Origin of the sequence: Amycolatopsis sp. WAC 04169, from assembly GCF_003947535.1 — a bacterium.
Lineage (GTDB): Bacteria > Actinomycetota > Actinomycetes > Mycobacteriales > Pseudonocardiaceae > Amycolatopsis > Amycolatopsis keratiniphila.
On sequence record NZ_QHJI01000001.1, the window covers coordinates 614,428 to 632,439 of the forward strand.

The following is an 18,012-nucleotide window of genomic DNA, read 5'->3' on the forward strand; positions in this document are numbered from 1 at the left end:
TCGACCGGGACCTTCGCCCAAAACGACGGGGGGGGGGGAACCTTTTTCGCGCACTACCTGTCCCGGCGCGCGATCCACGCCGCGGCCTGCGTGCGGCGCTGCATGCCCAGCTTCGCGAGCACGGACGTCACGTAGTTCTTCACCGTCTTCTCGGCGAGGAACAGGCGCTCCGCGATCTCGCGGTTGGACATTCCTTGCCCGATCAGGTCCAGCACCTCACGCTCGCGTTCGGTGAGCGAGCCGAGTTCGTCCTCGGGCGGATGCCGCAGCTTGTCGAGCACGCGCGCCGTCGACAGCGGGTCGAGCAGCGACCGGCCCGCCGCGACCTCGCGGACCGCGTTGACGACGTCCTGGCCGCGGACCTGTTTCAGCAGGTACCCGGCCGCGCCGGCCATGATCGCGCCGACCATGGCCTCCTCGTCGTCGAACGCGGTCAGCATCAGGCACTGCGGCGGGTTCGGCTTCGAGCGCAGCTCGCGGCAGAGCGCGATGCCGTCGCCGTCGCCGAGCCGCACGTCGACCACGGCGACGTCCGGCTCGACGTGCATCGCCACGGCGAGCGCCTCGTCCACCCCGCTCGCCTCGGCGACCACCTCGATGTCGGGCTCGTCGGTGAGGAGGTCACGCAGACCGCGCCGCACCACCTCGTGGTCGTCGATGAGCAGCACCTGGATCGGCATACCCCCACGTTACTTCGAGGCCGCCCAGTAAACCGCCTTGGCCACCTGCGAGTACAAGCCCTTCGGGTGATCGCGGAACAGCGGTTCGGTGCCGAACAGCACCGCCCGCCCGCCGAGCCCCGTGGTCCCGGACACGACGGCCGCCTGGCCCGCCGCCTCCAATGGCCCGCCGGTCCCGTCGTCCCGGGTGCGCCAATGCCCCGCGACCAGGGGATTCCCGTTCGCGTAGCGCTGCTCGACGGTGACCGAGGAACCGAGATCGGTGAACCAGAACGGCCCGTAGACGAACGAGTCCGGCAGCGCGCCGGCACCCACCGGGCCGGTCCCGTTGACGACCGAAACGACGCCGTTCCCGTCCTCCCAGCCCGCCACCGGACGAGCTTCGAGAAGCCCCGCGTCGGTGTTGAACCGCGCGCCCGTGGCACCGCGGGTGACGACGCCGCCGCGAGCGAGGAAGGCGCGCAAAGCGTCCTTCGCGGCCGGAGTGAGGTCGGTGTACCGCAGTCCCGATGAGACGAACAGCAGGTCCACCCTGGACCAGTCGAAGCCCGCGTTGAGCACCGCCGCCGACACCGGCCGCACGTCGAAGCCCATGTCCCGCAGCGCTTTCAGCTCGTCCGCCCCGACGGCGGCCGCGATCGTCTTGCGGCTCAGCGGGGTCGCCGTCCCGCGTGCCTCGGTGAACCGGACGCCGTAGCGGTCCGCCACCTCGGCGGCGGCCGGGCGGGCCGACGCGGGGACGACGATCGTGCCGTCGTCCGTGCGGCCGAGGGCGAGGCCCCGGTTCAGCAGGTCGTTGACGGCACTGACGTCCTTGGCATCGACCAGCTTCAGCGCGAGGTCCCGGCCGGGAGCGGCGTCGACGCCGCCGGTCGGCGACGCCGCGACGACGTCGTGCGCACGGACGTCGAGCCTGCCCTGCTTCACGATGTCGACCGACGCGCCCCAGAGCAGGCGATGGCTCCAGCCGGAGATGTCGTACATGACCGGCACCTTCGCCGAGATGTCGCTGCCCTGCTCCAGCATCACGTTCGCCAGCCCGCGTTTCGGCTGGTGCATGTCGACCAGGTACGAACCGGCCGGGTAGCGGCGGCCCGCCAGCGAGAACGGGCGATCGGCCTGCCGGACCCGGACGTCGTTGGCCACCAGATGGTCGACCAGCCGGGAAGCGGCGACGGCCGAACGCTGGTCCGCCCCGGCGGGGATGACGTACGCCCGCGGGAACTCCGTGCGGTAGCGGTCTTCCGGCCCGAAGCCGGGCACGAACCCGTCGGGGATCTCGCGCTGCGCTTCACCGGCCGTGCCGCGGCGGAACATCTCGATCTGGTTCGCGATGAGCTCGCCGCGGTTGCGGTCGACGTAGCCCAGCGTGCTGCCGATGGTGGCCTCGACGACCTCGGTGTTGATCACCGCGCGCCGCTGGAGTTCCGCCACCGGCTGGTTTTCGTAGTCCGCGTTGTTCACTCGCATCGGGATTTCGATCGTGAATGACACCGCGCCGTGGTACATCGCGTACTGGGCGGTGTAGATCGGCGCCCAGCCGTCCCAGCTGCCGGGGTCGTAGTCGCGGAACGGGATCTCCGGCTTCGCCGTCTCCGGGCGTCCGAGCGCCTTGACCGCCTGCTCCATGCCGAGCCCGTTGGCGTATCCGTGCTTGATGTAGAGGTCGAAGTCGTAGTTCTGGCCGTGCGGCGGCGTGGTCGGCTCGATCAGCGTGTTCGCGACGTAGCCGTGTTCGTCCAGCATCATCAGCGGCTGCTTGCCGATCGCGATCCCGCGCATGGCCCGCACCTCCGGCTGCGACGCGGTGACGAAATCGCGGTTGGGGTCGAAACCCTGCGACGTCTGCCGCGTGCCGGCGACGCGGCCGTCCGGATTGGCCGTGACGTTGAAGTAGAAGCGGTTCCGCTTCAGCAGTTCGACGGTCTTGGGGTCGTTCGACGTCGCCAGCTTCTCGATGACGCGGAGCGCGCCGTCGGTGCCTTCCCATTCGTTGCCGTGGATGTTGTTGTTGATCCACACCGGCGCCTTGTAACCGTGGCGCAGGAACGGGTCGCGCGCGGCCCGCGCCGGATCGTTCTCGATCAGCGACCGCCAGGCGTCCTGCCGTCGCGTCTCGGACCGGCTCTCCGGCGCGGTCAGCGTCACCAGGTAGAGGTCGCGGCCCAGCCCGGACTGCCCGGCGATCTCGACCGAGATCCGGTCACTGCGCGCCTGCAACGCGTTCAGCTTCGGCGCGATCGCGTGATACGGCGCCAGCCCGAGCTTGATCGACTTGTCGGCCGTGTTCTCCGGATACACGCGCAGCTTCGTCTTGCGCGGATACCCCGAATGGTCACCCGCGACGTTCTCGCCCGCCGCGGCCCGCGCGACGCTCATCGGCGGGTCGGTCGCGGCCACCTCGTTGCGCTCCGGCCCGTTGCCGGGATCGCGATGCGGCGCCGTCGGCGGCGGCGCCGCGTACGCCGGCGCGGCGACCGCGCTCAGTGACAGCATCAGGGCCAGGAACACGGTGCGAGCCGAACGCGACAAGGGCCACCTCCAGGGACGTCGGCACAGTGTTTCCGCCGAACGAACGCCCCACAAGACCCGAAAGGCGGCTAACCGGGCGCCGGGAACCGGTGCTCGTTCCGATCGATCTTGGCGTTGGCCGCCTCGATCAGGTCCACTCCGAGGCTGTTCGCCAGCTGGAGGAGATACAGCGTGACGTCGGCGATCTCGTCGACGACGTTGTGCGCCAACTCGGGATCGGAGCGCCACTTCGCCGATTCCTCCGGGGTGAGCCACTGGAACAGCGAAGTCAGCTCGCCGACTTCGCCGGCCAGCGCCATGACCAGGTTCTTCGGGGTGTGGAACGGTTCCCAGGCCCGTGCCGCGGCGAAGTCGCGGAGGCGCTGGTTGAGGTCGTCGAGAGTCACGTGCCGTGCCTACCAGATCGTCACGGTGCGCTAACGGCCGTATGGCGGACGAGCGTTGACGTGCAATTTGCAACTTGCATAGCGTCGCTGGGCGTCGGGGAACGATCCGGAAGGAAAGTCTTGACGTACCAGCGAAGCCTTCGCTCTCGCATGCTCTCCATCGCGTTCGTGCCGAGCGCGGCCTTGGTGCTCGTCGCGTTGTTCATCGGCGGATTCCTCGTCCAGCAGGCCATCCAGGACCGCGACGACGCCGAGAGCGGGGCGATCACCCTGGCCGAAGCGAGCCGGGGGATCGCGTCGCTGCAGCGGGAGCGGGCGGTCGCGTTGCGGGCGCCGGGCAGCCGCTCTGCCACGTACACCGCGTACGCCGACCGCATCGACACTTCGCTTTCCTCCTTGCGCGAGGTCGCGCGGGCCGCGCCGGACGCCGAAGTCGGCTTTCAGCAGACGATCGCCGTCGAACTGCTCACCGCCGTCGAAGGCATGGACCGCAGCGATTCGCTCGCGGTCGCCGGGATCGACGACGAGGGACGGCGCGACTACGCCGCGGCCGTGGGCGCTTACCGGTCCAGGCTCGACGCCGTCGCCGGAAAGCTGACGGAAAGTAGCCAACGGACCTACCGCGAACTCGTCGGGAGCGTGGACTGGAGCCGGTTCGGCGCGGTCGAAACCGCGTTGAGCGCGGCCACGCCACCGCTCGTCGGCCAGGACGCCTGGCGTGTCGCGGCCGGCGTCGTCGGCCGGACCCTCGGCGATCTCGCCGCACGCCAGATCGAATACTCGGCGCAGCTCGCGATCGACGGCGGACGCCGGGTGCTGAGCGGCGCCCTCGCCGCCGCCGCGGCGATTTCGCTGCTCGCGGTGGTGGTGATGGCGATCGTCATGCAGCTGGCCAAGCGGCTCCCCATCCCGGTCATCCGCTGTCCGTCCCGGCTCGACGCGGTGCCACTGACCTGGTCACACCTGGTGAGCGATTACGCCGAAAAGAGCACGCTGTTGGCCCACACGAGTCGGCGAAGCGGTCGGGCAGACTTGTCCGGGTGAGTTCCCCGACGGATCTGCGCCCCTACCTGCGTACTTTGGACGCGGAAACGCTGGCGGACCTGCTGCACGCCCAGGCCGAGCGTGACCCTGAGTTACGGCAGGCTCTGGAGAACCGTTTCGCCACCCAGGGGAGTGACGTCGCCGAGGCGCACCGCCTCCTCGACACCGCCGTGCTGGCGGGCAACGTCGAATACGCCGCGAAGGTCGGCTCCGTCCTCGACACGCTTCAGCGGCTTCTCGACGCCGGCAGCCGGGCCGACCTCGCACCGCTCGCCCGCCGGACCGTGGACGACATCAGCGAGATGCTGGAGCAGATCGACGACACCTCGGGCGAGGTCGCGGACCGGCTGGACCGGGCCGTCGAGCTGTACGCGCGGGCCTGTGTGGCCCGCCCGCCGGATCCCGAAAGCCTGGCCGCCTGGATCCTCGAAGTCGAGTTCGACGGACCCGGCTGGCCCGCCATCGAGCTGGCCGACTTCGCCTCCGCCTTGGGGGAAAAGGGGATCGCGCGGATCCAGTCCACTGTGGACAAGGTGCTGGCGGAGCAGCCGTCCGGGGCGAAACGCGAGACGGCCGAGCGGCTGCGCGAGGAGCTGGCGGAGGTGTCCGGCGACGTCGACGCGCTCGTCGCGATCCTCGCCGCCAAACCGCCGCGGGTGGACGTCAGCCTCAAGATCGTGCGCGTCCTGCGCGCGGCGGGACGGCACAGCGAGGCCATCGCGCACGCGGCCCGGGCACTCACCCACGACAAGAAGGAAGAAGCGCCTCAGGCGGAAAAAGATCCTTTGTCGCGTAAGGAGTTCGACGAGAATCCCACCGCCGCCACCTACCTCGCCCTGCGCGAGGAGTCGCTGGAAACGGGGCGATGGGTCGCCCAGCGGAAGACCGCGCTGGCCCGTCTGCGTGAACTCGCCGCCGGGAGCACCCCGGCGGCCGACGAACTCGTCCGTGCGTTGCTCGGCGAAGATCGTGCCGATGAAGCATGGCGGGCGGCGGTGCGGTTCGCGGCCTCTTTGCCGGTGCGTGTCGAACTCGCGGACGTGCGTTCCGCCGCCCATCCGGCCGAAACCATTCCCGTGTACCGGGACCATGTCGAAGAATTGATCACGCGGAAAGACCCGAACTCCTACCGCGAGGCCGCCCGGCAACTGCGCAAACTGCGCACGGTGCACAAAAAGGCCGGTATGGCCGAAGAATTCAGCTCGTACCTCGGCACATTGGTGGAAATACACAAACGCAAGACCCGGCTGATCGCCGAGGTCAAGGCGGCGAGAATCGCGATTCCCAAACCGGTCGGCGCGTAACCGCGGCCGTCGGCCGTCGTTATTCGGGTGAACCGAGGAAACCCGGCGAAGAAGGTCGAAGTCGCGGTGGTCCTGTAACCGGTTTCCGCCCGCGTCCTCCCCGCGGACGGGACCCGTGTTCCGCGCCCGGGACCACCGCGACGAGCCCGATCGGGTCCGCGTGAAAACATGTCGCCATGAGTCCGGTCAGCCGTGCCCGCAAGAAGGCAGCCCAGCCCTCCACCCCGAGTGTGACGGGCCTCTTCAAGGACGTCCTCCGGGACTTCTCGACCCTTGGCGCCGAACCCGAGGTGCTCGACGTCGAGCTGCTGACGTCCGAGGTGCTCGGCCAGTGGTGGGACATCGAGGTCGAGGAGGACGAGACGCCGCTGGGCCTGGAGCTCATCGCGTTCGCCGAGCGGAAGATCACCCCCGCCGCGGCCGCGCTGCTCGCCGGATTGCGCGTCTTCGCCGAGACCGAGGAGGAGCGCGAGGCGGCCGCTTCGGCGCTCGCCACCGTGCTGGGCCGCGGGATCCCGGAGCCGGAGTGGGCCGGGGACCTCGCCGCGGTGACCGTGGGGGACTGCTGGCGGACCGGCGACGTCTTCGGTGACGAGTCCTCCCTGCTCTGCGTCTTCTCCCGCGGCGGTGTCGAGCACGGTCTGCTCGCGCTGGTCGACTTCACCGAGGGCGGCCGGATCCGCGACGTCGTCGTGGTCGACAAGCCGCAGGACGTACTGGCCGAGATGCGCCAGCAGGCCGCCGACGACCCGGACCTGGTCACGCTGGAGCGCGTGCTGCCCGAGCGCGCGCACCAGCTGCTCGCGGACGGCCTCGCCGCGACGGACGTCGTCGAAGAACCCGACGTCAGCGAGGATTACGCGCGGTTCCACGCGCTCGCGCTGGCCTGGATCCGAGCGATGCCCGCGCCGGAACCGTCGCCCGAGATCTCCGAATGGCCCGAGCAGGTCCGCGAAGAGGTCGTCGCCGACTTCATCGGCGCCGGACTCGTGGAGGACACGGACGCGACGCGGTTCTACGCGCGCCTGCTCGTCGACTACGGCTGCGAGACCGAGCCGGGCAGCCCGCTGCGGGTCGGGCCCGAGAAGCTCGCCCGGTTCCTCGAGTCGCTGCTGGACGGCGAGTTCGAGGTCGACGAGGCCTACGAGGACGCGCTGGAGCCCGCCCTGCTCGGCTGGGTCACCTGGGCCGCCGACCGCGCCGGGCTGCCCGAGGCCGCGCGGGTGGCGCTGCTGGAGAGCGCGACCGAGTTCCTTGAGGAGTTCGCGCAGGACGAGGACTCGGCGCTGGACGTCTACTTCGACGGCTCGGAAGGCATCGAGGACCCGGCGGAACTCGCGGACGCGCTGGCGCGCCGGATGTTCGCCGTCCCGACGGTCTACGCGGAGATCGGCGACGAGGAGCTGGAACTCGAGCCCGCCGACCCCGAGCAGCGCCGCCTGCTGGTGATCGGCGAGCACCCCGAGTACCACGAGGCGCTGGCCGAGGAGACCTTCGACGGCGAGCCGAGGATGCGGCTCGCGCTCAAGACCACGATCGTCGACCAGCTCTGGGACGACGAGCCCGCCGAGGTCTGGCAGGCCGTGCGGCGGCTGAGCGAGACCGGGCAGGAGCGTGAGGAGATCTTCGACCGCCTCATCGAAGCGCTGTCCGCCCAGCTCACCGAAGCGGGCGAACACGAGATGGACTACGACGTCGACGACTACCGGAAGGCGCTCGACGAACTCTGAGCGCCGGAGGCTCAGCTCAGCGGAGCCGCGGGGGAGCCCTTGGTCTCGGCGACTTGGGGCTTCTTCCGGCGCCGGTCCCCTCGGGCGTCGTCGAAGTCGACGACGAAGGCGCCGGCGGCCATGGCCACCAGGAGTGCGAGTCCGAGAATCGAGCCGACCCAGGTCAGGATGAGCGAGAACATCGTGACCCTCCTCCCTGCTCAAGGCCCTTTCGAGACCTTTCGTTCCCCTGACACAAGGGTCGCTGTGGGGGGCGGTAGCCGGTATCGGCCAACCGGTTACACGTACTGAGCGTGGATCGGCCGATCGGCCGAGGAAACCCGCTCCATGACAGCGGTGCGCGACGAGAGGGCGTCAACAGCTCGCTGGTGGTGCGAAGGCTCCTGCTTGTGAGGGAACGGCGGGACCCGCGATCGTGCGGTTACGGGGTGTGTCGATCAGAGCTTGCGCAGCCGGACCCGGTTGATCGTGTGGTCGGCGTCCTTGCGGAGCACGAGCGTCGCCCGCGGCCGTGTCGGTTTGATGTTCTCCATCAGGTTCGGCTCGTTGATCGTGTGCCACAGGTGGCGCGCCTCGGCCCGGGCTTCGTCGTCCGGAAGGCCGGCGAAGTGGTGGAAGTGCGACGCGGGATCCGCGAAGGCGGTGTGCCGCAGCTTGAGGAAGCGCTCGATGTACCAGCGTTCGATGTCGCTCGTCGGCGCGTCGACGTAGATCGAGAAGTCGAACAGATCGGAGACGGTGAGCCGGGGGCCCGGCTGGAGGACGTTCAGCCCTTCGAGGATCAGGATGTCGGGCTGCTGAACGACCTGTTCCTCGTCTGGAAGGATGTCGTAGGCGAGGTGCGAGTACACCGGCGCGCTGACCCGTTCGGCCCCGGACTTCACCTCGGTGACGAACCGCAGCAGCGCCCGCCGGTCGTAGCTCTCCGGGAAGCCCTTGCGGTGCATGATCCCGCGCCGGACGAGTTCGGCACGCGGGTAGAGGAACCCGTCGGTGGTGACCAGGTCGACCCTGGGGTGATCCGGCCAGCGGGCGAGCAGCGTGCGCAGGATGCGGGCGGTGGTCGACTTGCCGACGGCGACGCTCCCGGCGATGCCGATGATGTAGGGCACCTTGGTGCCCCGGCTGTCCTCACCGAGGAAGGTGGTGGTGGCTTCGTACAACCGCTGCCGGGCGGCGACCTGGAGATTGATCAGCCGGGAGAGCGGGAGGTAGACCTCGGCGACCTCGGTCAGGTCGACCTGTTCACCGAGACCGCGTAGCCGCAGCAGTTCCGCGGCGGTCAGCGGCAGGGGAGTCGACCTGCGCAACTCGCGCCACTGCTCACGGTGCAGCTCGACGTAGGGACTGAGCTCACGGACCCGCGGCATCGCACACTCCTCGCCCGTCGCCTGCGCTGGCGCCGTACAAAAACCGTGTTGACGAGTTCTCGGCGGGTGAACGTGCCTCGAACCGGATGAAGCCGCTTTAACGGTAGGGCTTACGGCTCGTGAACGCGCCGCGATGTGATGTAGCCCGCTTCGGGGCGCTACCGTCCGTTACGAGGACGGCCGGGCGTGAAGACCTCGTCCCAGGCCGCGGCGACCTGCCGGGCGCAGGAGGCGGGGGCGACCCCGCCGACGCCGGTACCGAGCCCCGGCATCGCGATCGTGTGCACGAGATCACGGACGCGGCCCTGGTCGAGACGGCCGTCGCGCCACTGCTGGAACACCGCGCGGGCGGCGAGGTACGGGTGCACGGTGTCGCGCGGGAGGCGTTCGCCGGGTTCCCGCATCGTCGGCGCGCTGATCAGCCAGGCGGGCTCCGCCTCGCCGGTCGGCACGATCACCGCTTCGCCGATCGGCAGCTCGCCGCCGTGGTAGGCGAGGACCGCGCTGCGGACGTTCTGCTCGACGCCGGGGTACGCGCGGGCGTAGACGGCGTCGATGCCGCCACGCATCCAGCCGTAGGAGTTCGCGGGACTGACGACGGCCTGCGCGACGACGTCGAGCACGGAGCCGCGGTGCACGAAGACCCGGCCGTCCACGGTGTCCGCGACGGTCGTCCAGGCTTCGGCGAGCAGGTCATCGACGGCGCACAGCACCAGCTCCGGAGTGGGATGGTCCGGCACGGGAGCGAAAGAGGAGCCGCCATCCTGGTGGCCGGTGTGCGTGCCCGGTTCGGCGGTCACGCCCTAAGCATGGCAAAAAAAGCCACCCGGCGTAACCGGTGCGCGTACCGGCTGTCCGAGTGAAAGTCGCCACCCGCGCCGTGCGTAATCTGGCGGGGTGTCACGGATCGCCTACTTCGGCCCCCAGGGAACCTTCACCGAACAGGCCGCGCGCCGGCTCGCCTCCGGTGAGGAGCTGATCCCCGCGGAGACCATCCCGGCGGCACTGGCCGCGGTGCGCTCGGGCGCGGCCGGCGCGGCCTGTGTCCCGATCGAGAACTCGGTGGAGGGCGCGGTCACCGCCACCCTGGACAGCCTGAGCGAGGCCGAGCCGCTGGTCGCGGTGGCGGAGGTGCTGCTGCCCGTCCACTTCAGCGTGCTGACCCGGCCGGGGACGACCGAGATCCGCACCGTGGCGAGCCATCCGCACGCGCTCGCGCAGGTCCGTCACTGGGTCGAGGCGAACCTGCCCGGCGCGCATCCGGTCGCGACGTCGTCCACGGCGGCGGCCGCGGTCGCCCGGCCCGGGGGCGAGTTCGACGCGGCCGTGACCGCGCCGGTCGCGGTCGAGCACTATCCGCTGGAGGTGCGGGCCACCGAGGTCGCCGACGTCCGCGACGCCAAGACCCGGTTCCTGCTGGTCCGCGCCCCCGGAGAGCTGCCGGAACCGACCGGGGCCGACCGCACGTCGATCGTCGCCGCCGCCACGAACCGGACCGGCGCCCTCGCGGAGCTGCTCACCGAACTGGCGGTCCGCGGGATCAACCTGACCAAACTGGACGCGCGCCCGACCAGGAACAACTTCGGCGAGTACCGCTTCTTCATCGACTTCGAGGGGCACGTGGCCGAGCCCCGGATCGGCGACGCGCTGGCCGCGTTGCGCCGCCGGTGCCGCAACGTGCGGTTCCTCGGCTCCCACCCGCGCGCGGACAACGGCACGACCGAGATCGAGCCGGGCGCCGCCAACGAGGATTTCACCGACGCGATCGACTGGGTCCAGTCGGTACGGAAGGGAGCACAGGCGTGAAACTTCTCCTCGTCCGCCACGGCCAGACCGACGGCAACGTGCGCGGCGCGCTCGACACCGCGCTGCCGGGGCCGCCGCTCACCGAGCTGGGCCGCGAGCAGGCGCGGGACCTCGCGACGCGGCTGCACGGCGAGCCGATCGTCGCCGTCTACGCCTCGCAGGCGATCCGCGCCCAGCAGACCGCCGCGCCGCTGGCCGCCAAGCTCGGCCTCGACGTCCAGGTCCTCGACGGCGTGCACGAGGTCGCCGCGGGCGACCTCGAAGGCAAGACGGACAAGGACTCGATCACCACGTACATGAGCGTCGTGCGCAGGTGGACGCTCGGCGAACTCGACCCGCCGATCCCCGGCGGCGAGACCGGCGCGCAGGTCCGCGCCCGGCTGCTCGACGCGGTCACCCGGCTGCGCGCCAAGCACGAGCAGGCCGACCCCGACGGCACGGTGGTGCTGGTGAGCCACGGCGGCGCGATCCGGCTGGGCGGCGAATGGCTCGCCGGGAACGTGACCGCCGAGATCGCCAACCAGGGCCTCATCCCGAACACCGGCATCGTCGAACTCGTCGGGACCGCCGCCGGCTGGACCTGTCTCACCTGGGCGGAAACCTCCGTCGAACCCTGACCAGGGACCGCCGGTCCCGGGGCGAAAGCGTCCTTCACCGCGTCTCGTGCGGGTATGGCTCCTTTCAGCCCGTTTGCCTCCACCCCCACCGGGGAACACAGCACACAAGATCTATTAACACCTTGTGGGGAATTAACCGGTGGGGCGCAACCTCGTCGGCGGACGACACGTCTACTGGACGGTGGGTCACCCGGATACAGGGAGGCGAATGACCATGGTTCGTTCGAAGTTGATCTCCATCGGCGGTCTCGTCGCGGGTACCGCCGGGCTGTTGATGCTCAGCGCGTGCGGTGCGGAGAACGTGCCCGTCGCCCAGAACACGTCCGCGTCACCGTCGAGTTCGGTGCCGGACACCTCGGCGGCGCCCAGCGCGACCTCTTCGGCTCCGGCCCCGGCTCCACAGCCCGTCCAGCCGCCCGCGCAGGCGTCGAAGAACGACGGGCTCTGCAAGGCCGGCGACGTCAAACTGTCCCTCCAGGACAGTGACGCCGCCGCGGGCACGGTGTACCGGAAGCTCGTCATCACCAACACGAGTGGCAACTCGTGCACCATCCAGGGCTTCCCCGGCGTCTCCTACGTGACGGGCGCCGACGGCCACCAGGTCGGCGAGGCCGCGTACCGCGACGGCACCAAGGGCGGCCCGGTCCAGCTGGCCAACGGCGAGAGCGCGATCGCCGACGTCGGCTTCGTGAACGTCCGCAACTACCCCGAGGAAGTCTGCAAGCCGGTCGAGACCCGGGGCCTGCGCGTGTACCTGCCGCAGGAGACGGCGTCGAACTTCCTGGCGGTGCAGGGACTCGGCTGCACCGGCAAGATCTCGGGCAACCAGCTGACGGTCAAGACCGTCCACAAGGGCTAGAGCTGCGTGCAGAGCTGTTCGGCCTGCGCGAGGTGGCGCTGCCCCGAGATCTGGTTGAAGTGCAGGCTGAACACCATCCGGCTGACACCGTCGATATGGTCGGCCAGCGGCCGGTAGGTGTCGTTGGCGGCGGCCGCCGCGGCGGAGAGTTCGCGGGCGGCCGTCATCCGGTGCAGGACCTCGGGCGCCAGGACGGCCACGGTCCGCTCGCCGGGCGCGGAATCGGTGGTGTCGGGGATCGTGCCGACCCTGGCCAGCGCCGAGCACGCTGCTTGCGCGTCTTCGAGTGCCCCCGCGTTGACGCCGGAGAGCGCCCAGAGCATGCCGATCACACCGCCACCGATCACGAAACCGATGACGGCGGTGAGCACTTGCGGGCGTCTGGAAGGTTCTGTCGTCCCCACGCCGGCCTCCGGCACCAGTGTCTGCTGCATCGCGGACCTCCCCGTCACCCGTGGCGGTGATGGGCTATTTCAGCACCAAAGACCTTGGTTTTCACCGGTCTTGGTGGAGAACCCGCTCCTCCGTGGCCGATTCGTCATCGAAGGCGCCGGGCCGTAACGAGACGAACGCGAAACCGGCTACGCCGAACAGCAGCAGCCCGGACGTGAGGAACGTCCGGGCCGGGGAACCGAGGGCGTGGGTGAGGACGCCGCCGAGCAGGGCGCCGATCGGGATAGCGCCCCACACGACGGTGCGCCACACGCCCAGCACCCGGCCGAGCAGGTCGCCGGGGACGAGGGTGTGCCGTGCCGTCCCGAGCACGATGTTCACCGCGACGACGGCCGCCGCGAACAGGCCGAACAGCGCCGCCCCGGCCACCGGCGAGCTCGTCAGGCCCATGCCGGTGAACGCCGCGCCGCAGCAGGCCGTGCCGCCGAGCAGCACCGCGCGACGGCTGAACGCCTTCACCAGCCGCGGAGCGAGGGCGGCGCCGAGCAGACCGCCGATACCGCCGACGAACGCGAAGAGCCCAAAGGCCGCTTCGCTGAGGCGCAGGTACTCGATCGCGTACAGCACCAGCTGCGCCTGCGCGAGTTCGCTGACCAGGCTGATCGCCCCGGCGAGGACCACCAGGCGCAGCACCAGCCGACTTCGCTTCAGCCAGCGGAAACCCTCCGCCAGTTCGGTGCGGAGGTCGGTGGTGGCGCGCTCGGCGGTTCGCGGCCGGTAACTCCCGGCGAGGCCGATCAGCACGACCGCCGCGATCGCGAAGCCCACCGAGTTGAGCAAGAACGGGAAGGTCGCGAAGAGCGCGAAGGTGGCGCTGCCGACCGGCCCGCCGAGGAAGGTCTGGCCGACGATCTCGGTGGCCTGGAGCTTGCTGTTCGCGCCGTCGAGCGAACCCTCGCCGACGACCGCCGGGATGAGCACGTTCGCGGCGCTGTCGGCGACCACCTCCGCGAAGCCGATGAGCAGGGCGGCGGCGTAGACCATCCAGATCGTCACGCCGCCCGCGGCGACCAGCGCGGCCGTCCCGCCGACGACCACCGCGCGGACGCCGTTCGCGAGGATCATCGCCCGCCGCCGGTCGACCCGGTCCAGCAGCGCGCCCGCCGGGAGCGCGAACAGCAGCCACGGCAGGAACTGGGTCGCCGAAAGCCCGGCGATGAGCAGCGGATCCCGGGTCAGGGTGACCGCGAGCAGAGGGAACGCGACCTTGCCGATGCCGTCGCCGAGGTTCGACGCCGCGCTGGACGCGAGCAGCCAGCGCAACCGCCGGTCGCTCCTCCTTCGCACCGTCGATTCGGCCATGCACCGCCTCCCCAGGCATTCGCCGGCGACGGCCGGCGACAACGTGTCGAAAAGTTTAGCGGGGCTGTCGCCCAAAGTGGCGGGGTTGTTACACCCAGTTAAGAATCCGGAGAACCCTTGGTGCTCCACGCACAAAAATCACCGACCATGCGGCCCCCGGCGCGGAATCCGTCGCGGGGAGAGCAAGGGACCTTTGCTATCACCCGCGCGGCGGCTCAGCCCCACCCGAGTTCGTGCAGCCGCTCGTCGTCGATGCCGAAATGGTGGCCGACCTCGTGGACCACCGTGATCAGCACCTCCTCGACGACGTCCTCCTCGGTGTCGCACATCTGCAACAGCGGGCGCCGGTAGATCGAGATCCGGTCGGGCAGCACCCCTCCGTACTCGTGGGTCCGCTCGGTCAGCGCGACCCCGTGATAGAGCCCGAGGATCGTGGGCGACTCCTCGTTGAACTCCTCCACGAGCACCACGACGTTGTCCATGGCGTCCGCGAATTCGGGTGGGAGCTCGTCCAGTGCCTCCGAAACCAGCTCTTCGAAACGCTGCTGGGTCATCTCGACGGGCACCTGATCACCCTCCGGTCTTCGGCGGTGAGGAAGACGACGGCGGCGGGGACTCGCCGGTGCCGACCTTGACGCTCCCGGTGACCGGCGCCAGCCCCTTGTTGTCCGGCAGGACCGCCGCCACCTTGCAGTTCACCAGCGTCGACCCGGCGTCCCAGCTCTCCTGCTCGCGGACGTCCCAGCTGATGATGAGCTTCTTCGCCGCCAGGTCCGCGTTGCCGCTGTACTCCTGCGCGGCCGTCGAGCACTCGGTGTCCAGCCAGGTGTTCTGCTGCTCCTGCGACGGGTAGCCGTCCTTGAACTTCGTCTTGAGGTCGAGCGTCGCGAAGATCTCGTACGAATGCGCCTGCGCGCAGTCGATCGGGTCGCCGAAGCTGTTGTTGAGCAGCGCGAGGCAGGTGCCCGGCTCCCACACCGCGGACTGGTCCTGCTCCTTGGCGGGCCCCTTGGTCGGCTGCAGCTTGCCGCCCTGGCCCGCCCACTGGAGGCCGCAGCGCAACTGCCGGTCGCCGTCGGCCCACTGCGCGGGCGTCGGCCGGAGCAGGTTCATGCTCAGCTTGCCGTAGGGATCGAGGTTGCGGCCGAGGTACGGCTTGACGTCCACAGTGCACTGCGACCGGGAGATCTCCTGCCACTGCTCCAGGTTCGGGCTCGGCACCCCCGGCGGGTACTGCGCGCCGATGTCGACGATGCTGGTGACCTCGAACAGGTGGGACTCCGCGCACGGCACGCGCCGCGCGTCGGTGGCGTCCGGGTTGTTCCAGGTCAGACAGGTGCCAGGGGGAGACTGGAACGCCTCGGCCGCGGCGGGCGACAGTTTGGGGGCGCCGCCGCCCGCACCGCCCTCCGGGCCCACGTTCCACGAAAACGCCACACTCAGCGAAAGCGCGATGATCGCGCCCACGAACACACCGGCCATGACGAGCCGGGTGCGCAGGGTGCTCAGCGCGTTTCGCGGGTCACGGAACCGCTCGGCCTGTTGAGACATCCACTCCATGATGCCCGCGCCGCACGTAAGGTGCGCGTACCGGGTGGTTAGTGTTGGACACGAGTTCGGGCCGGCGGGCGATTACGGAGCTTCGATGACGCAGGATGACAACCAGGGGGCACAAGCGCCTCAGGAGCCGCCGAAGCGCGGCACCATGCGCTTCCAGGACAGCAGCACGCAGGCGCGGCAGCCGTCGCTGGCCGAGCAGCGGGCACGCCAGCAGGCGCTGGCGGAGCAGGAGCGCCAGGAGGCGCTTGCCGCCGAGGCCGCCCGCGCGGCCGAAAAGAAGTCTTCGACCAAGAAGAAGATCCTGATCGGTACCGGCGTGACCGTCGGCCTGGTCGGCCTGGTCGCGACGTTCTACACCGTCGCGAAGCCGGAGAACGTCACGGCCGTCTGCACCACCAAGGACGGCATCGTCGACCAGGACGACAACTGCGACGAGCGGTACGTGACGTCGCACGGCGGCTACCACTCCGGTGGCTTCTTCTTCATCCCGATTCCGGGCGGCGGCGGATACAACAGCTACCGCTACAACTACGGCGGCACCGGGACCATCGGGCAGCGCGTGTCCGGCGGCTCGTACACCGCGCCGTCGGGCGCGAACATCAGCACGAAGTCGGGCAAGTCCGTCCAGCGCGGCGGGTTCGGCATCAGCGGCAAGAGCGGCGGCAGCGGCAAGAGCGGGGGCTCGTAGGTGTACCGGGATTCCAAGCCGCCCCGGCGGGACTGGCAGAACATCGTCGAAGAGCAGGGTCTGGTCTTCGGCACGCCCGCCCGTGACGGCTCCGGCAAGTCCCGGCCGTACTGGGACGAGTCGGTCCACTACGTCTTCGACATGGACGAGATCCTGTCGGTCGAGGCGGACGTGGAACTGCTGCACTCGATGTGCCTCGAAGCGGTCGACAACGTGATCACCACCGAGCAGTACCACCGCTTCGGCATCCCGGAGTGGGTCTGGCCGCATATCGCGGAGTCGTGGAAGCGGCAGGATCCGCACGTCTACGGCCGGTTCGACCTGCGCTACGACGGCAAGAGCCCGGCGAAGCTGCTCGAATACAACGCCGACACCCCGACCTCGCTGCTCGAGGCCGCGGTGCTGCAGTGGCACTGGAAGACCGCCGTCTTCCCCGAAGACGACCAGTGGAACTCGATCCACGAGAAGCTCGTCGAGCGCTGGGGCGAACTCGCCGACAAGCTGCCCTCGAATGAACTGCACTTCACCTGGTCTTCGGCCGATCCGTCCGGTGAGGACCACGTGACGACGGCGTACCTGCAGGAGACCGCGGCCGAGGCCGGGCTCGACACCGTCGGCCTGTCGATCGAGGAGATCGGCTGGGATCCGGTGCTCAAGCGGTTCGTCGACCTCGAAGAGGCGCAGATGGCGACCGTGGTGAAGCTCTACCCGTGGGAATGGGTGGTCGACGAGGAGTTCGGCCGCTTCGCCGTGGAGACCATGCCGCGCACGCTGTGGGTCGAGCCGCTGTGGAAGATGATCCTCTCCAACAAGACGCTGCTCGCGATCCTGTGGGAGAACTACCCGGGCCATCCGAACCTGCTGCCCGCCTTCGCCGACGACCCCGGCCTGCTGACCGAGTACGTCCGCAAGCCGAAACTCGGCCGCGAGGGCGCGAACGTGCAGATCGTCGCCACCGGCTACGAGACGCAGACCGACGGGGTCTACGGCGCGGAAGGGTACGTCTACCAGGCGTTCGACCCGCTTCCGGAGTTCCAGGGTTACCGGCCCGCGCTCGGCGCGTGGATCGTCGGGGACCAGGCCGCCGGTCTCGGTATCCGCGAGACCGCGGGACTCGTCACGGACGACGGTGCGGCGTTCGTCCCGCACCGCATCATCGAGACGTGATAGAAGCAACCGCACAAACCTGACATTTCCTGACTTCCTGGAGAACCCCTGTGACCACCACCCTTGCGCTGTCCGACACGTTCGGCTCCGACCTCGTGCGAGGGATCGGCGCGATCCTGCTGTACGGCGTCGTCGGCCTGCTGATGATGTTCGCCGGGTTCTGGGCGATCGACTGGACCACGCCCGGCAAGCTGTCCCAGCTGGTCACCCGCGGCCTGCCGAACGCGGTCATCGTCACCGCGTCGGGCCTGCTGTCGATGGCGTTCATCATCGTCGTGGCGATCGCGAACTCCGCCAGCGACCTGACCGAGGGCCTCATCACCTCGCTGGTCTACGGCCTGCTCGGGATCATCGTGCAGGTGGCCGCCGTCCGGCTGCTGGAGTGGGCGACCCGGATCGACATCCGCTCGACCATCGAAAGCGAGAAGTTCGCCCCGGCCAGCGTCGTCGTGGCCTCCGCGCACCTGGCGCTCGGCCTCATCGTGGCCGTTGCCATCTCGTGACTTTCTGACGC

19 protein-coding genes are annotated in these 18,012 nt (G+C 69.7%); 9 read left to right on the forward strand and 10 right to left on the reverse strand.

What is annotated here, in order from left to right:
* Positions 1 to 53: 53 nt before the first annotated feature.
* The 3 genes from DMC61_RS02945 to DMC61_RS02955 form a co-directional block, all read right to left on the reverse strand.
* Positions 54 to 680, reverse strand: a complete 627-nt coding sequence (locus DMC61_RS02945; protein ID WP_016330621.1) for a response regulator transcription factor — start codon at positions 678 to 680, stop codon at positions 54 to 56.
* A gap of 9 nt (positions 681 to 689) precedes the next feature.
* Positions 690 to 3,212: a M14 family zinc carboxypeptidase gene (locus DMC61_RS02950; protein WP_125686585.1), complete on the reverse strand. Its 2,523-nt coding sequence runs from the start codon at positions 3,210 to 3,212 to the stop codon at positions 690 to 692.
* A 68-nt stretch (positions 3,213 to 3,280) separates the two neighbouring features.
* Positions 3,281 to 3,598 (reverse strand): nucleotide pyrophosphohydrolase, encoded by a 318-nt coding sequence (locus DMC61_RS02955; RefSeq protein WP_125686587.1) that lies wholly within the window; start codon positions 3,596 to 3,598, stop codon positions 3,281 to 3,283.
* A 150-nt stretch (positions 3,599 to 3,748) separates the two neighbouring features.
* Between DMC61_RS02955 and DMC61_RS02960 the strand changes: the two genes are divergently transcribed.
* The 3 genes from DMC61_RS02960 to DMC61_RS02970 all read left to right on the forward strand — a co-directional run bounded on the left by DMC61_RS02960 (position 3,749) and on the right by DMC61_RS02970 (position 7,676).
* Complete coding sequence (locus DMC61_RS02960; protein WP_125686589.1) at positions 3,749 to 4,642, forward strand: nitrate- and nitrite sensing domain-containing protein; 894 nt, start codon at positions 3,749 to 3,751, stop codon at positions 4,640 to 4,642.
* Positions 4,639 to 5,946, forward strand: coding sequence for a hypothetical protein (locus DMC61_RS02965; protein WP_125686591.1), 1,308 nt, complete (start codon positions 4,639 to 4,641; stop codon positions 5,944 to 5,946). The genes DMC61_RS02960 and DMC61_RS02965 overlap by 4 nt, the downstream gene beginning before the upstream one ends.
* Positions 5,947 to 6,122: 176 nt before the next feature.
* Positions 6,123 to 7,676: a DUF1841 family protein gene (locus DMC61_RS02970; RefSeq protein ID WP_125686593.1), complete on the forward strand. Its 1,554-nt coding sequence runs from the start codon at positions 6,123 to 6,125 to the stop codon at positions 7,674 to 7,676.
* Between the two features lie 11 nt (positions 7,677 to 7,687).
* Here the strand turns inward: DMC61_RS02970 and DMC61_RS41330 are convergent, their stop codons facing one another.
* From DMC61_RS41330 to DMC61_RS02980, 3 genes are all read right to left on the reverse strand, one after another.
* Positions 7,688 to 7,858 (reverse strand): hypothetical protein, encoded by a 171-nt coding sequence (locus tag DMC61_RS41330; RefSeq protein ID WP_167337755.1) that lies wholly within the window; start codon positions 7,856 to 7,858, stop codon positions 7,688 to 7,690.
* Positions 7,859 to 8,113: 255 nt separating this feature from the next.
* The gene (coaA, locus tag DMC61_RS02975) at positions 8,114 to 9,046 is read right to left on the reverse strand and encodes a type I pantothenate kinase (protein ID WP_016330627.1); all 933 of its coding nucleotides are present in this window, start codon (positions 9,044 to 9,046) and stop codon (positions 8,114 to 8,116) included.
* A 158-nt stretch (positions 9,047 to 9,204) separates the two neighbouring features.
* The gene (locus DMC61_RS02980; RefSeq protein WP_063275911.1) at positions 9,205 to 9,846 is read right to left on the reverse strand and encodes a macro domain-containing protein; all 642 of its coding nucleotides are present in this window, start codon (positions 9,844 to 9,846) and stop codon (positions 9,205 to 9,207) included.
* Between the two features lie 97 nt (positions 9,847 to 9,943).
* On the opposite strand from DMC61_RS02980, the gene pheA reads away from it, so the two are divergent.
* The 3 genes from pheA (at position 9,944) to DMC61_RS02995 (ending at position 12,328) form a co-directional block, all read left to right on the forward strand.
* Positions 9,944 to 10,852 (forward strand): prephenate dehydratase, encoded by a 909-nt coding sequence (gene pheA, locus DMC61_RS02985; protein ID WP_125686595.1) that lies wholly within the window; start codon positions 9,944 to 9,946, stop codon positions 10,850 to 10,852.
* Positions 10,849 to 11,469 (forward strand): histidine phosphatase family protein, encoded by a 621-nt coding sequence (locus DMC61_RS02990; RefSeq protein ID WP_125686596.1) that lies wholly within the window; start codon positions 10,849 to 10,851, stop codon positions 11,467 to 11,469. Before pheA ends, DMC61_RS02990 begins: the two co-directional genes overlap by 4 nt.
* A gap of 208 nt (positions 11,470 to 11,677) precedes the next feature.
* Positions 11,678 to 12,328, forward strand: coding sequence for a DUF4232 domain-containing protein (locus DMC61_RS02995; RefSeq protein WP_125686598.1), 651 nt, complete (start codon positions 11,678 to 11,680; stop codon positions 12,326 to 12,328).
* On the opposite strand, the gene DMC61_RS03000 is transcribed toward DMC61_RS02995, so the two are convergent.
* From DMC61_RS03000 to DMC61_RS03015, 4 genes are all read right to left on the reverse strand, one after another.
* Positions 12,325 to 12,762, reverse strand: coding sequence for a hypothetical protein (locus DMC61_RS03000; RefSeq protein ID WP_125686600.1), 438 nt, complete (start codon positions 12,760 to 12,762; stop codon positions 12,325 to 12,327). The genes DMC61_RS02995 and DMC61_RS03000 overlap by 4 nt on opposite strands.
* A gap of 61 nt (positions 12,763 to 12,823) precedes the next feature.
* Complete coding sequence (locus tag DMC61_RS03005) at positions 12,824 to 14,083, reverse strand: MFS transporter (RefSeq protein WP_125686602.1); 1,260 nt, start codon at positions 14,081 to 14,083, stop codon at positions 12,824 to 12,826.
* A 215-nt stretch (positions 14,084 to 14,298) separates the two neighbouring features.
* Positions 14,299 to 14,649, reverse strand: a complete 351-nt coding sequence (locus DMC61_RS03010) for a metallopeptidase family protein (RefSeq protein ID WP_037333558.1) — start codon at positions 14,647 to 14,649, stop codon at positions 14,299 to 14,301.
* Positions 14,650 to 14,653: 4 nt separating this feature from the next.
* A complete protein-coding gene (locus DMC61_RS03015) occupies positions 14,654 to 15,634 on the reverse strand; it encodes a septum formation family protein (protein ID WP_043848504.1) in 981 nt (326 codons plus the stop codon).
* Positions 15,635 to 15,728: 94 nt separating this feature from the next.
* Between DMC61_RS03015 and DMC61_RS03020 the strand changes: the two genes are divergently transcribed.
* The 3 genes from DMC61_RS03020 to DMC61_RS03030 are packed head-to-tail and all read left to right on the forward strand — an operon-like array spanning position 15,729 to position 18,001.
* On the forward strand, positions 15,729 to 16,331 hold the full coding sequence (locus DMC61_RS03020) for a hypothetical protein (protein WP_172843547.1): 603 nt from the start codon (positions 15,729 to 15,731) through the stop codon (positions 16,329 to 16,331).
* Positions 16,332 to 17,498: a glutathionylspermidine synthase family protein gene (locus DMC61_RS03025; protein WP_016330637.1), complete on the forward strand. Its 1,167-nt coding sequence runs from the start codon at positions 16,332 to 16,334 to the stop codon at positions 17,496 to 17,498.
* A gap of 50 nt (positions 17,499 to 17,548) precedes the next feature.
* A complete protein-coding gene (locus DMC61_RS03030; RefSeq protein WP_016330638.1) occupies positions 17,549 to 18,001 on the forward strand; it encodes a DUF350 domain-containing protein in 453 nt (150 codons plus the stop codon).
* Positions 18,002 to 18,012 lie beyond the last annotated feature (11 nt).